Here is a 13,765-nt window from a genome sequence, read left to right on the forward strand (position 1 = left end):
TCCGGCAACTCGCGGCAGAGTCTAGTCGCCGGCACGGCGTCGTCACACGGTCGACGCCTCGCCCACCCTAACCGACTGTTCCGCGGGCGAACCGTGACTTGCGATCCACCGCGGCACGATCCGCGAAACCGCTTCCACGAACACGATTCCGACGGCCGCCGAGGTGAGCGCGACCGAGTTCATCGTCCAGTTCGACGAGTCGAGGTGGAAGAGGTCCTGGGTGAACGGCCAGGCGAAGATCAGCACGTAGGCACCGGCGGAGACGGCGAGCAGGAGAACCTTCCACCAGTTGTATGGCCGTGCGACCACGGCGAGCACGTAGACCGCGATCGCGATGAGCGTCATCAGCGACGCGGTGGCCGCCTGGGTCTGGGCCGGCGACAGGTCGACGGCGTCGCCACCGACCTCGACACCCGGTCCGCCGGGGTTGACGATCACATAGGTGACGAAGGTGCACAGGCCGACGATGATGCCGTTGGGTACCGCTTGCAGCAGGACGCGACGCACGAAGCCGCGGCGGGCCCGCTCGTTGTTGGGCGCCAGCGACAGCACGAAGGCGGGGATGCCGATGGTGAACCACGCCGAGATCGTCACGTGGATCGGCTGGAACGGGTAGCTCAGCGGATCCGAGTCGAACAGCCTGCCCAGCACGCCGCCGACGCCGACGAACAGCGCCAGCAGCACCGCGTACACCGTCTTGGTGAGGAACAGGTTGGAAACGCGTTCGATGTTGCCGATGACGCGACGGCCTTCGCCCACCACATACGGGAGGGTGGCGAACTTGTTGTCCAGCAACACGATCTGGGCCACCGACCGGGCAGCCGAACTCCCCGACCCCATCGCGACGCCGATGTCGGCGTCCTTGAGGGCGAGCACGTCGTTGACGCCGTCGCCGGTCATCGCGACGGTGTTGTCCCGCGACTGCAACGCCTTGACCATGGCGCGTTTCTGATCGGGACGGACGCGACCGAAGGTGACGCCCTGTTCGACGACGTCGGCCAGTTCGCCCTCCTCCTCGGGCAGCTTGCGGGCGTCGACGGAGGTGTCGGCCGAGCCGAGTCCGAGTGATTCGGCGACCGCCCCGACCGAGCGGGCGTTGTCGCCGGAGATCACCTTGACCGCGACGTGCTGCTGTTCGAAGTAGTCGATGGTGCCGCGGGCGTCGGGGCGGACCCGCTGTTCGAGCACGACGAGCCCGACCGGGATCACGGTGCCGGGGGCGACGGCGCCGTCGGCGGGTTCGGTGTCGACGGGGACGTCGGTGCGTGCGAGCAGCAGCACGCGCAGTCCGGTGGCGCCGATGTCGGAGGCCAGCTGGGCGGTCTCCCCCGCGGGGTCGAGCAGCACGTCGGGTGCGCCGATCAGCCAGTTGCCCACCTCGGCGCCGGCCTCGTCGGCGAACGAGATCCCACTCCACTTGGTGGCCGAGGTGAACGGCTTGATCGCGGTCACCGTCCACGACGGCGGGGTCGGATATGCCTCGGCAACGGCGATCATGCTCGCATTGGGGCGCGGATCGTGGGCGGCCAGCGCGGCGAGCACCTCACCGGCGAGCTCCGGCGAATCGTCGCCGACGACACGCAGTTCGGAGAGCCGCATGCCGTTCTCGGTGAGGGTGCCGGTCTTGTCGGCGCACACGACGTTCACGCGGGCCAGCCCCTCGATCGCGGGGAGCTCGTTGACGAGGCACTGCCGCTGACCGAGGCGCACGACGCCGACGGCGAAGGCGATCGAGGTCATCAGGACCAGCCCCTCGGGGACCATCGGCACCAGCGCGGCGACCATGCCCAGCAGCGCCTGCTTGAGCCCGTTCTCGCTGATGAACAGCTGGTTGACGATGGTCAGGATGCCGGCGGGGATCAGCAGCCAGGTGATGACCCGCAGGATCTGGTCGATGCCCGAGCGGAGCTCGGAGGAGACCAGGGTGAACTTCGAGGCCTCGGCCGCGAGCTGCGCGGCGTACGCATCGGCCCCGACCTTGGTCGCCCGGTAGGCGCCGCCACCGGCGACCACGAAGCTGCCGGACATGACCTGTGCGCCCGGGTCCTTGTCGATCGGATCGGCCTCACCGGTCAGCAGCGACTCGTCGACGTCGAGTGCGGTGGCCTCGATGACCTCGCCGTCGACGACGATCTGGTCGCCGGCGCCGATCTCGATGATGTCGTCGAGCACGACCTCGTCGGGCGCGACCTCCACGACCTCACCGTCGCGTCGGACCCGCGGCCGGGTCTGGCCGACGATGGCGAGTTTGTCGAGGGTGCGCTTGGCGCGGATCTCCTGGACGATGCCGATCGTCGAATTGGCGATGATCAGCAGACCGAACAGACCGTTGATGAGCGAACCGGTGAACGCGACGATGGCGAACAGGACGCCGAGGATCGCGTTGATGCGCGTGAAGACGTTGGCGCGCACGATGTCCGCGACGCTGCGGCCCGAGCGGTCGGGCATGGAGTTGACCTTGCCCTCGGCGACCCGTTGGGCCACCTCTGCCGCGCTGAGACCCGGCTCGATCGTCTCCGCCGTGGTGCTCACGCCGAAACCTCCCACCAACTCGGATGCGCCACACCGGTTCCGGTGCGGTGTTCGAGGTCGATCGAACCACCGGGCTGCGGGACGAGCACAGTCGGGTCGCCGTGGTGTGCGGCGGCCTGCAGCCGCGCGATCGGCTCACCCCAGGGATGGCGGGCGAGATTGAAGGTGCCCCAGTGGATCGGGATCATCACCGAATCGGCCCCGGACCCCGGCGACACCATCCGGTGCACCGACAGCGCTTCCTCGGGGTTCACGTGGATGTCGGGCCACATCACGTCGTAGGCGCCGACGGCGATGAGCGTCAGATCGAAGGGACCGAGCCTCGCTCCGAGATCCTCGAATCGGTCGGTGTGGCCGGTGTCGCCGGAGAAGAAGACGCGGTGGGTGTGACCGGCGATCGACCAGCTCCCCCATTGCGTGAGGTTGCGCGCCAGCCACCGTCCGGAGAAGTGGCGTGCCGGACCGCAGGTGAACCGCAGTTCGCCACCACTGGTGGCGACGACGATCTCGTCCCACCAATCCGCCTGCCGGATACGGTCTTCGGCGATCCCCCAGGCCATGAGATGTGCGGCGACGCCGATCGTCGTGACGAACACGGCGTCGGGCTGGGTCGCCGCGATCGTGGTGACCGTCTCCATGTCGAGGTGGTCGTAGTGGTCGTGGCTGATCACCACGACGTCGATCGCGGGCAGCTGACCTGCGGACAGCGGGGCCGCATGCATGCGCCCCGGGCCGACGAGCTGACTCGGCGAACAGCGCCGGCTCAGGACCGGGTCGGTGATGATGCGGGCGCCGTCGATGTCGACGACGGCGGTGGCGTGTCCGAGCCAGGTGACGGCGAGGGGCGACGGGGCGTCGAAGGTCGGGACGGTGACCATCACCGGCCGGCGGGGTCGGCCCGGGCGGCGGGCCATGTCGGCGAGCACCTGCCGGTCCGGGGTGATGGACCCCTCCGGCGGCTCGGGGTTGTCGAAGACCCCGTCTCGCAGGTGCGGGGACGTGCGGACGTGCGGCACGATCTCCTCGCGGGTGGCGCCGAGTGCACGTGCCGGGCCGAGACCACCGGCGGCGAGCCGTTCGGCCACCGCGTCGGCCATCATCACCCCGGCCGATGTCACCCGCCCGAGGACCCGCGAGGTCGCGTCGGGGCCGGTTCTTTCGGAGTTCGTGGTCACGTCCACACAGTAATCCGATCGAGTGGGGTTCGACGCGAAGCACGGCGGCGTCGGCTCGGAAGCCTCTCACGGCGACCGTCGAGTTGTGAGCAACGATAAACATCGGCACGTTTTTGGGTGATGAACCGCGCAAACGCCGACAACGGCACTGGTAGGCTGCGGCGAACATTGTCCACCGCACATGCGCAGGCGCATGTTGGCCAAGGGGTTGACCGTCGTGCCACGGATGTCCGTCGAACAGCGTCGAAGCGCGCTCATCGAGTCGGCCTACCGCGTGATAGCCGATCACGGTGTGGAAGGGGCCACCACCCGCCGAATCTGCGCTCACGCCGGGATGCCGCTCGCGAGTTTCCATTACGCGTTCGAGAGCCGCACCGCACTGTTGTGCGCGGTGATGGAGCAGGCGGTGCCCCACGACATCGAGCGCATGCTGCACACCGTGCTGCCGGCAGCAGAGTACGGCGACACCTTCACGCTCGAAGTGATCCGGGACAACATGGAGCGGCAGTTCCATGCGTTCTACGACCTGCTGAAGGCCGATCCCGGCCGGATGCAGGCGGGTATCGCACTGGGCATCTACGCGCACAATCACCCGGAGCTCCAGCAGGTCGGCCACGCCATGTACGGCGAGTTGTACCGGATCGCCACGGCCGGACTGCAGGCCATCACCGACCACGCCCCGGTGTCCTTCACCCGCCCGGTGGAGGAACTCGGCCCGTTCGTCATCGCCGCCACCAACGCGATCACGCTGACCTTCCTGAGCACCGGTGACGACAAGGTGATCAGCTCGATCATCACCGCGGTCTCCGACCAGCTCTTCACCTATGTCAGGCTCGACTGAGCATCCCACCCATGGGTCGTCGTCGATCGGGGAGTTCGACGACGGACTGTGGGTGAACGACCCCGAGCAGTACTGGGCGTCAATCGATTCCGCGGTACGCGAGGCCGGTCTGGACGCCCCGGTCCTCGCCCTCGACCGGACAGCGCTCGAGCACAACGCGGCCGACCTGTTGCGGCGCTCCGCGGGTGTCCCGATCCGGATCGCCAGCAAGTCCCTCCGGGTGCGTTCGGTGATCGCCGACCTCGCCGGACGTCGCGGCTTCCACGGTGTACTCGCCTACGATCTCGCCGAAGCACACTGGCTGGCGACGACCTCCGACATCGGCGACATCCTCATCGGTTATCCGAGCGTCCGCCGGGAAGCACTGGCGGCCTTCGTCTCCGACGAGGCGGCGACGAGTCGGGTGAGCCTGCTCGTCGACTCGGTCGACCAGCTCGACATCATCGACGCCGTCGCCCCACCCACCGCACGACGACCGATCCGCGTGGCCATCGACCTCGACGCGTCGTACCGGCTCCTCGGCGGTCGGGTCCACATCGGCGTCCGCCGATCCCCGGTCCATTCGCGACGCGACGTGCTCGCCCTCGCCCGGACCATCGTCGCGCGGAACGGTTTCGACCTGGTCGGGGTGATGTCGTACGAGGCGCAGGTCGCCGGCGTCGCCGACGCGGTACCCGGGAAGGCCGTCGTCAACCGGGCGGTCGGGATGATGCAGCGCCGGTCGATGGCCGAGCTGCGTCGCCGGCGCGGGAAGATCATCGGCGAGCTGCGGCAGATCGCCGACCTGGAATTCGTCAACGGCGGCGGCACCGGCTCCCTGGAGGAGACCGCCCGCGACCGGTCCGTCACCGACATCGCCGCGGGCAGCGGCCTTTTCGGCGGCCACCTGTTCGACGGGTACGCCCGGTTCCGCCCGGCACCGGCGCTGTCGTTCGGACTCGACGTCGTCCGTCGCCCCGGCCGCGGCATCGTCACCTGCGCCGGAGGCGGCTGGATCGCTTCCGGACCACCCGCACCGGATCGCCTCCCGAAGCCGGTGTGGCCGAGCGGACTCGAGTTCGTCGGCACCGAGGCCGCCGGCGAGGTGCAGACCCCGCTGCGCGGCGAGGCTGCGCACGGTATCGCGATCGGTGATCGAGTATGGTTCCGGCACACCAAGTCCGGCGAGGTCTGCGAACGTGCCCGGCACGTCGCGATCATCGACCGCGACGACGCCGGTCACGCGGTGGTCGGTGAGGTCGTGCCGACCTACCGAGGCGAAGGGAAATGTTTTCTGTGAGCGGGACGTCGACTGCCGCCGGGCACAGCTGGCGCAACTGGGGCGGCACCGCGTCGTGCACACCGAGCCGCGTGCTTCGCCCGACGAGTGTGGGCGCCATCGCCGACATCGTGCGGGAGACCGCGGAGCGGGGCGGAACGGTCAAGACCGTCGGTGCCGGACACAGCTTCTCCCCCATCGCCGTCGCCGACGACGTCCAGCTCGATCTGTCCGGTCTGCGTGGTCTGGCCGGCGCCGACGGTCACCGGGTGACGCTGCACGCGGGCACCCACCTGCACGAGATCCCCGCGCTGCTGGCACCGCGGGGGCTCGCGATGGCCAACCTCGGCGACGTCGACCGGCAGACCATCGCGGGGGCGACCTCCACCGGAACCCACGGCACCGGACTGGCTTTCGGCGGTATCAGCACGCAGATCGCGGGTGTCACCCTCGTGAACGGCAAGGGGGAGATCGTGACCATCGGTCCCGACGACCCCGAACTCGGCGCTGCCGCACTGGGCCTCGGCGCCCTCGGGGTTCTCGTCGAGATCACGCTCGACTGCGTCGACAACTTCCGGCTCCATGCCGTCGAGGGTCCGGCCTCCGCCGACGATGCGATCGCCGGTTTCCTCGACCGTGTCGCCTCGTCCGACCACCACGAGTTCTACATCTTCCCGCACACCAATTGCGCACTCGTGAAGACCAACACGCGACTCGGAACGGATGCACCGATCACGGGACCGTCGCGGTTCCGCCGGTACGTCGACGACGAACTGTTGAGCAACAAGGTCTTCCGCGCGCTGTGCGAGGTCGGGGTCCGCGCGCCGCGTCTGATCCCCGCCATCAACTCGGTGGCCGGGCGCAGCCTGTCGTCCCGCGAACTCACCGACACGTCGACCAAGATCTTCGTCTCCGACCGTGATGTGCGCTTCCGCGAGATGGAGTATGCGATCCCCCTCGAGGACGTCCCGGCGGCGCTGAGCGAGATCCGCGCACTGCTGGACCGCCGCAAGTACCGGGTCAGCTTCCCCATCGAGGTACGTGCCGCCGCGGCAGACGACCTGATGCTCTCCACCGCCGCCGGACGCCGCAGCGGCTACATCGCCGTCCACCGCTACCACCGCGACGACCCGGCCGACTCCGCCGCGTACTTCGCCGACGTCGAGGCGATCCTCACCGGTTTCGGCGGACGCCCCCACTGGGGCAAGATGCACACCCGCGACGCGGAGTACCTGCGCAGCGTCTACCCGCGCTTCGACGAGTTCCGTGCGGTGCGCGACCGGTTCGACCCGTCGCGCGTGTTCGCGAACGACTACCTGCGGCGGGTGCTGGGCGACTAGCAAGCGCGTCCCCACAGGTGTCGCCACCAGCCCATCTGGCCCGGCCGGTCGGCATCTGGTCAACTGGAGTGCATGCGCGACATCCTGCCCGACCTGCTCGCCGCCCTCGGCGGCGCCGACGCGCGTCCCGTGGCGCTGTGCCGGGTCATCTCGACATCCGGGTCGGCACCGCGCGAGGTCGGGGCATCGATGGTCGTCACGCAGGACGACACCGTCATCGGCTCGGTCTCCGGCGGGTGCGTCGAGTCGGCCCTGGTCCACACCGCGCAGCAGGTGCTCGAGGACGGGCTCGCGGTCGTCGAGCAGTTCGGCATCGAGGACCCTCGTGATCCCGCGCCCGGCCTCACCTGCGGAGGCCAGATCGACGTCGTCGTCGAACGGATCGAACCCACGCCGGAACGACTGGGTCAGCTCCGACGCCTCGCGGACGCACTCGCGGCCGACGAACCGATCGCCGTCGCCACGACGCTGAACGCCCACCCGGACTGGTATGTCGCGACCGACACCTCCCGGCCGCCGTGGCGTCGTCTCGATCACGACGTCGCCGACATGCTCGAGACCGGTCGCACCGGCGTGATCGGCGTCGACGACTGCGAGGCCACCGATCCCGCCGCGCCGACCGAGGACCGGCCGCGCACCTTCGTGCAGACCTTCGCCCCGCCGGCACGGCTGATCCTGGTGGGCGCCAATGACTTCGTGCGCGCCCTCGCTTCACTGGGTTCGACGCTCGGGATGCGCGCCACCGTCGTCGACGCGCGGCCCGTGTTCGCGACGCCGGAACGCTTCCCCGACGCCGACGAGGTGATCGTCGGCTGGCCCGATCGCTATCTCGCCGAACAGATCCGGGACCGGCAGATCCGCTCGACCACGGCGCTGTGCGTGATGACCCACGACACCAAGTTCGACGTGCCGACGCTCCGCACCGCCCTGCAGTCACCGACGTTCGGTTTCATCGGCGCACTCGGTTCACGCCGGACCGCGGCGGATCGCGACGAACGCCTCCGCGCGGAGGGCGTCGACGAGACACATCTGTCGCGTCTGCGTTCACCCCTGGGACTCGATCTCGGCGGTCACACACCGGCCGAGGTGGCCGTTGCGATCGCGGCGCAGCTCATCGCGGAACGCCATGGGGCCCAGGCAGAACCGCTGCACCAGGGCACCGGGCCCATCCACCGGCGCTGAACCGGCCGAGCGTGCGGGTCAGTGCCCGACGAACTTCGGCGGCCGCTTCTCGTTGCGTGCGGCACGACCCTCGGCCATGTCGTCGCTCTGCCAGGCACGCACCATCGCGGCGACCCGGTCCTCGGGTGCCGTGTCGCGGGCGCCGTCGCCGTTGAGGACCAGTTTGTAGTGCTGCAGGGTGAGCGGCGCGAGGTCGGCGATGGTGGCCGCCCAGTGCTGGGCGTCGGCGAGATCGCCGATGCGGTTGGCGAATCCGAGGGTGTGGGCACGGTCGGCGTTCAGCGGGTCACACCCGATGAGCATGCCGCGAGCCTGTCCGGCACCGACCAGCGAGACGAGCCGACGGATGGTCCACTCGTCCACGGCGACACCGATTCTTGCGGCGGGGATGGCGGCGATCGCATCGGGTGCCATCACGCGGAGGTCGGCGGCCATGGCCAGCTGGAGTCCACCTCCGATGGCGGAACCGTTGAGAGCGGCGATGACCGGGACCGGCGTCGACTCGATGCGGTGCAGCGTCGACACCAGCTTGTCGAGGAAGCCCGGGTCGTAGACCGGCCCGGACAGGTCGGCGCCCGCGCTGAACACCGGTCCGCGTCCCGTGACCACGATGGCCCGGGCACCCGCCGAGGTCGCGGCACCGAAGGCGTCGGCCAGCCCGCTCAGCATCTCCTCGTTGAGGGCGTTGCGCTTGTCGACCCGGTCGAGCTCGATGGTGACAACGGCGCCGTCGGTGGTGGAGTGGATCATAGGGGCCAAGCCTACCGATGACACTGCGGGGCCGAGTCGTGACAGGGTGGTGAGGTGCCGAACACCACGCCGCGCAGCACCGTCCCGAGCAGCGCCCTCCAGATCGGCGCGCCCGGCTCGGACACGGTCGACGTCGAGGCCCACTCGGACGTTCTGGTCATCGGCGGCGGACAGGCAGCACTGTCGTCGGCCTACTTCCTGCACCGCTTCGGCCTCGGTGACCGGTATCAGATGCTCGACCATGCGCCCGGCCCCGGCGGCGCCTGGCAGTTCCGCTGGCCGACGCTGACCCTAGCCACCGCCAACCGGGTGCACGACCTGCCCGGATGGGGGATCGTCGAGGCGCTCGGCCTCGACTGTGACCAACTGCCCGCGGCCACCGCGGTCCCCGAGTACTTCGGCCGCTACGAGGCGAAGTTCGGCCTGAACGTCCGTCGGCCGGTGCACGTTCGGGCGGTCCGTCGGGACGGCGAGGGATTCCGTGTCGACCTGGCCGACGGCCGCACCCTCACCACGAACGTCATAATCAACGCCACCGGCACGTGGGACCGGCCGTTCATCCCGCACATCCCCGGCGCCGCCGACTTCCGAGGACGCCAGCTGCACACGCACGACTACACGTCACCGGCGGAGTTCGCCGGCAAGCGGGTCCTCGTGGTGGGTGCCGGGATCTCGGCGATCCAGCTGCTCATCGAGATCGCCCGCGAAGCACCCGGCGTCGAGACGTTCTGGTGCTCGCGGCGCGAACCGGTCTTCAGCACCGAACCGTTCACGCCCGAACAGGGACGAGAGGCCGTCGCACGCGTCGAGCGCCGTGTCCGCGCGGGACTGCCCCCGACGTCGGTCGTCTCCGTGACCGGCCTCGCCCTGACTCCCGCGATCGCCGCCGCCCAGCGCGACGGCATCCTGTCGTGGCGCCCGATGTTCACCCGCATCACCGAGACCGGCGTCTGTTGGGACTGCGGCCCCGCGGGAGGCGAGCATCTCGACCTGGACGTCATCTTCTGGAACACCGGCTTCCGCAGTTCGCTCGATCATCTGGCCCCGCTGCGGCTGCGCGCACCGGGTGGCGGCATCACCATGACCGGCCGTCTCGCGACGGTCGTCGAGGCCGATCCGCGTGTCCAGCTGATCGGGTACGGCCCGTCGGCGTCGACGATCGGGGCCAACCGAGCCGGCCGCGAAGCCGCGAGAGTGGCCGCTGACCTGCTCGAAGTCGCCTCGCGCTGATCGTTCAGCGCCACGACGGCGCTACCGTCGTCGTTATTGGGGATTGACAGATTGTTGTGTTTTCCCAACACTTGATGGCGTGAGTCCAATACGCCGTGGGGAAAAGCTTCCCATCTACAACCGCATCGGCGTCCTGCGTGCGGAACGGCAGATGTCGCGGGCCGAGCTCGCGACACTCGTCGGCATCAACGTCCAGTCCGTCGGTGCCCTCGAGCGGGGCGACAACTATCCCAGCCTCGACCTCGCCTTCCGCATCTGCGACGTCTTCGACCTTCCTGTCGAAGCCGTGTTCAGCCGAACGCCGTTCGGTGCCATGTCGGCCGAGCTCTACCGGCGTGACACGCGCTCGGCCCCGAGCGGCTCACCCACCAACGACACCGGAGGTGATCGATGAACGACCCCAACTCGGCGTTCCCCGAGGCGGCGAAACCCGAGATCTGGCGCCGTTACGAGAACTGGCGGGGGCGCCGGCACGAAGAGTTCAACGCCAAGCACGCCCATCGTCTGACCACCTGGCGTAACCAGCGCGCATATCGGCGACTGGTGATCACGCTGCTGTGCGCACTGGTCTTCGTCATCGCCAGCTCCTTCCTGGCCTTCCGGTCGTCGGGATGGTTCCTGCTGCCCTTCGGCATCGGCCTGGTCTCGGTCATCACCATTCAGATCGCGCTGCGTATCGTCACCGGCTCCATCGCCGACGCACCGGTGTCCGCCCTCGACGAGATCCAGCTGGCCCAACGCAATTCGGCGCGATCCTTCGGCTTCTTCGTGCTCTACGCCGTCATGTTCATCCCGTACTTCGTCCTCGTCGGGATCAGCATGCGCGACGAGGTGCCCGGCCAGTGGGTCTACGGAAGCGCCATCCTGCTGATCTCCCTGGTCCTCACCGCGATCTGCCTGCCCAACATGCTCATCGCCTGGTGGATGGCCGATCCCGACCCGGAAGACCTGATCGAACCCCGACAGACACCCTCCGACACCGCCACCGGCGGAAGGGAACGTGACTCATGAACGCACCACTCATCGTCGACGGACTACACAAACGCTACGGGGATCTGGTCGCCCTGCGCGACATGACCTTTCACGTCGAACCCGGCGAGATCTTCGGTTTCGTGGGCAGCAACGGCGCCGGCAAGTCGACCACCATGCGCATCATCCTCGGAGTTCTCTCCGCCGACGCCGGCGAGGTCCGGCTCGGGAATCGCCCCATCGACCTCGACCTCCGTCGTCGTATCGGGTACATGCCCGAGGAACGCGGCCTCTACCCGAAGATGAAGGTCGGCGAACAGCTCACCTTCCTCGCGAAACTCCACGGCATGGACACCGCGGAGGCCGAGGAGTCGGTGGAACGATGGACCGAACGCCTCGGCGTCGGCAGCCGGTACGACGACAACGTCGCCGACCTCAGCCTCGGCAACCAGCAGCGCGTCCAACTCGCTGCCGCGCTCGTCCACGACCCCCAGGTGCTGGTGCTCGACGAGCCGTTCTCCGGCCTCGACCCGGTCGCCGTCGACGTCATGAGCGATGTGCTCAAAGAAAAGGCCGCGGAGGGTATCCCGGTCATCTTCTCCTCGCATCAGCTCGATCTGGTGCAACGACTGTGCGACCGAGTCGGCATCGTCGTGCGCGGCGAGATGCGTGCCCTGGGCACGGTCGAAGCTCTGCGTTCCCGCGACGGCATCACCCTCGAAGTCACCGGCCCCCGTGCCGACGTCGCCTGGGCCGACGCACTACCCGGTGTCCGCGAGGCCGCCTACGGCGAGACCACCCGACTCCTCGTCGACCCGGATGTGGTCGATGACCAGCAGATCCTGGCGGCAGCACTCGACCACGGTCCGGTCCACCGCTTCACGACGTCCACCCCGTCCCTCACCGACATGTTCCGAGAGGTCGTTTCGGCATGACCACACTGCACCACAGCCCCACCACGACACCGAACCCATCAGCCAAGGCCTCGGCCGCGCAGGCCATCCGGCTCGTCGCCGAACGCGAGATCACCACGCGGGCCAAGACCCGCTCGTTCGTCGTCAGCACCGCCCTGCTGATGGTCGTGATCATCGTCGGCGCCATCCTCATCAACCTGTTCGCCGGCGGTGAGGACGTCGAGAAGCTCGCGGTGGTCGGCCAACCGGCAGCGATCACCGAATCGATCGTCGCGGTCGGCGACTCCGCCGGTACGTCCATCGCGACCGAGCCCGTGGACACCGTCGAGCAGGCCCGTACCAAGGTCTCCGACGGTGATGTCGCGGCGGCCCTCGTGCCAGGTGAGGCCCCCGGGTCGTACGTGATCCTGAGCAAGGACGGCGCCGACCCCGCTGTCGAGGGCCCCATTCGGACCGCGGTCTCCCAGGCGGGCCTCGCCGACGCACTCGCAGCTCGCGGCGTCGATGCGGCGTCGCTCCCCGCGGTGGACATCTCGGTGACGCAGCTCGACCCGGCGCGCCCGGATGAGGGAGAACGGCTTGTCATCGCCTTGGTCGGCGTCATCCTGCTGATCACGGCGATCATGATGGGCGGCACGATGGTGGCCGTCGGCGTCGTCGAGGAGAAGACCTCCCGGGTCGTCGAACTGCTGCTTGCAACGATCAAGCCGCTGAACCTGCTGTGGGGCAAGATCATCGGCATCGGTGCGGTCGCGCTCACTCAAGTCGTGTTGCTCGGTGCGACAGCACTGATCGCCGGCACCGCAACCGGAATCCTCACGCTGCCTGGAGCCGCGGTCGGCATGTTCGCGGCCGTCATCGCCTGGTTCGTGCTCGGTTTCCTGTTCTTCGCGTCCCTCTACGCTGCGACCGGCGCGATCGTGTCCCGCCAGGAGGAACTGAGCTCGGCATCGTTCCCGTTGACCGTTCTCGCGATGGGCGTGATGTACGCCGGCATCTTCGGTGTGCAGGCGCTCGACTCGACCCTCATCAAGACCCTCAGCTGGATTCCACCGTTCAGCGCGGCGCTCATGCCGATGCGGATCGCCAGCGGCGACACCAACACCCTCCAGATCGTGCTCACGTTTGTGCTCATGGCGGCTGTCTGCGCTCTCGCCACCTGGGTTGCAGCACGCATTTACCAGCGCTCGATCCTCCGTACCGGTTCCCGCCTCGGCTGGGGTGAGGTGCTCAAGCTCGCTCGCTGACAAAAACGACGAATGCCCCGCGACCAGGAGGTCGCGGGGCGTTTTCATTATCTGTGGTGGGCCGGCCGGCTCGGATTTCGTAGAAGGTATGCGCGCTATAAGCGCAGTTTTTTCTACATCCTCGCCGGCCGGGGGGTTCGGTGGAATGCATTGTGGCCCTACACGAACTGATGTCGTGTAGGGCCACAATGGGATGTTGTGTTCGGCGGTGTCCTACTCTCCCACACTGATTAAGGTGCAGTACCATTGGCGCTGGAGGGCTTAGCTTCCGGGTTCGGAATGGGGCCGGGCGTTTCCCCTCCGCTATGGCCGCCGTAACTCTATAAA

The 13,765-nt window shown here is 68.5% G+C and carries 12 protein-coding genes and 1 rRNA gene; 9 read left to right on the forward strand and 4 right to left on the reverse strand.

Annotated elements, in window-relative coordinates:
- Positions 1-42 precede the first annotated feature (42 nt).
- Complete coding sequence (locus LQD00_RS15035; protein ID WP_232717984.1) at positions 43-2,532, reverse strand: HAD-IC family P-type ATPase; 2,490 nt, start codon at positions 2,530-2,532, stop codon at positions 43-45.
- Entirely contained in the window at positions 2,529-3,713 is a 1,185-nt protein-coding gene (locus tag LQD00_RS15040; protein WP_232717985.1) for an MBL fold metallo-hydrolase, read from the reverse strand. Before LQD00_RS15040 ends, LQD00_RS15035 begins: the two co-directional genes overlap by 4 nt.
- A 175-nt stretch (positions 3,714-3,888) precedes the next feature.
- Between LQD00_RS15040 and LQD00_RS15045 the strand changes: the two genes are divergently transcribed.
- The 4 genes from LQD00_RS15045 to LQD00_RS15060 all read left to right on the forward strand — a co-directional run bounded on the left by LQD00_RS15045 (position 3,889) and on the right by LQD00_RS15060 (position 8,328).
- The gene (locus LQD00_RS15045; protein WP_232717986.1) at positions 3,889-4,548 is read left to right on the forward strand and encodes a TetR/AcrR family transcriptional regulator; all 660 of its coding nucleotides are present in this window, start codon (positions 3,889-3,891) and stop codon (positions 4,546-4,548) included.
- Positions 4,532-5,827: an alanine racemase gene (locus LQD00_RS15050; protein ID WP_232717987.1), complete on the forward strand. Its 1,296-nt coding sequence runs from the start codon at positions 4,532-4,534 to the stop codon at positions 5,825-5,827. Before LQD00_RS15045 ends, LQD00_RS15050 begins: the two co-directional genes overlap by 17 nt.
- Entirely contained in the window at positions 5,815-7,146 is a 1,332-nt protein-coding gene (locus LQD00_RS15055; protein ID WP_232717988.1) for a D-arabinono-1,4-lactone oxidase, read from the forward strand. The genes LQD00_RS15050 and LQD00_RS15055 overlap by 13 nt, the downstream gene beginning before the upstream one ends.
- 72 nt (positions 7,147-7,218) lie before the next feature.
- Positions 7,219-8,328 carry an XdhC family protein gene (locus LQD00_RS15060; protein ID WP_232717989.1) on the forward strand — a complete coding sequence of 370 codons (1,110 nt, stop codon included), beginning with the start codon at positions 7,219-7,221 and terminating at the stop codon, positions 8,326-8,328.
- Between the two features lie 18 nt (positions 8,329-8,346).
- Here the strand turns inward: LQD00_RS15060 and LQD00_RS15065 are convergent, their stop codons facing one another.
- Entirely contained in the window at positions 8,347-9,078 is a 732-nt protein-coding gene (locus LQD00_RS15065; protein WP_232717990.1) for an enoyl-CoA hydratase, read from the reverse strand.
- Positions 9,079-9,180: 102 nt separating this feature from the next.
- On the opposite strand from LQD00_RS15065, the gene LQD00_RS15070 reads away from it, so the two are divergent.
- From LQD00_RS15070 to LQD00_RS15090, 5 genes are all read left to right on the forward strand, one after another.
- Positions 9,181-10,308 (forward strand): NAD(P)-binding domain-containing protein, encoded by a 1,128-nt coding sequence (locus LQD00_RS15070; RefSeq protein WP_232718000.1) that lies wholly within the window; start codon positions 9,181-9,183, stop codon positions 10,306-10,308.
- Between the two features lie 79 nt (positions 10,309-10,387).
- Positions 10,388-10,702: a helix-turn-helix transcriptional regulator gene (locus LQD00_RS15075; RefSeq protein ID WP_232717991.1), complete on the forward strand. Its 315-nt coding sequence runs from the start codon at positions 10,388-10,390 to the stop codon at positions 10,700-10,702.
- On the forward strand, positions 10,699-11,319 hold the full coding sequence (locus LQD00_RS15080) for a hypothetical protein (protein WP_232717992.1): 621 nt from the start codon (positions 10,699-10,701) through the stop codon (positions 11,317-11,319). Before LQD00_RS15075 ends, LQD00_RS15080 begins: the two co-directional genes overlap by 4 nt.
- Entirely contained in the window at positions 11,316-12,212 is an 897-nt protein-coding gene (locus tag LQD00_RS15085) for an ABC transporter ATP-binding protein (RefSeq protein ID WP_232717993.1), read from the forward strand. Before LQD00_RS15080 ends, LQD00_RS15085 begins: the two co-directional genes overlap by 4 nt.
- Positions 12,209-13,438, forward strand: coding sequence for an ABC transporter permease (locus LQD00_RS15090; RefSeq protein WP_232717994.1), 1,230 nt, complete (start codon positions 12,209-12,211; stop codon positions 13,436-13,438). The genes LQD00_RS15085 and LQD00_RS15090 overlap by 4 nt, the downstream gene beginning before the upstream one ends.
- Positions 13,439-13,638: 200 nt before the next feature.
- On the opposite strand, the gene rrf is transcribed toward LQD00_RS15090, so the two are convergent.
- A 5S ribosomal RNA gene (rrf, locus tag LQD00_RS15095) occupies positions 13,639-13,755 on the reverse strand.
- Positions 13,756-13,765 lie beyond the last annotated feature (10 nt).

The sequence above is a fragment of the Gordonia metallireducens genome, from assembly GCF_021245825.1.
Taxonomy (GTDB): Bacteria; Actinomycetota; Actinomycetes; order Mycobacteriales; family Mycobacteriaceae; genus Gordonia; species Gordonia namibiensis.

What these genes read in the sequence shown, in the direction of transcription:
- LQD00_RS15045 (WP_232717986.1), top strand. Translation starts at nt 3,889, where the DNA reads ATGCGCAGGCGCATGTTGGCCAAGGGGTTGACCGTCGTGCCACGGATG.
- LQD00_RS15050 (WP_232717987.1), top strand. Translation starts at nt 4,532, where the DNA reads ATGTCAGGCTCGACTGAGCATCCCACCCATGGGTCGTCGTCGATCGGG.
- LQD00_RS15055 (WP_232717988.1), top strand. Translation starts at nt 5,815, where the DNA reads ATGTTTTCTGTGAGCGGGACGTCGACTGCCGCCGGGCACAGCTGGCGC.
- LQD00_RS15060 (WP_232717989.1), top strand. Translation starts at nt 7,219, where the DNA reads ATGCGCGACATCCTGCCCGACCTGCTCGCCGCCCTCGGCGGCGCCGAC.
- LQD00_RS15065 (WP_232717990.1), bottom strand. Translation starts at nt 9,078, where the DNA reads ATGATCCACTCCACCACCGACGGCGCCGTTGTCACCATCGAGCTCGAC.
- LQD00_RS15080 (WP_232717992.1), top strand. Translation starts at nt 10,699, where the DNA reads ATGAACGACCCCAACTCGGCGTTCCCCGAGGCGGCGAAACCCGAGATC.
- LQD00_RS15085 (WP_232717993.1), top strand. Translation starts at nt 11,316, where the DNA reads ATGAACGCACCACTCATCGTCGACGGACTACACAAACGCTACGGGGAT.
- LQD00_RS15090 (WP_232717994.1), top strand. Translation starts at nt 12,209, where the DNA reads ATGACCACACTGCACCACAGCCCCACCACGACACCGAACCCATCAGCC.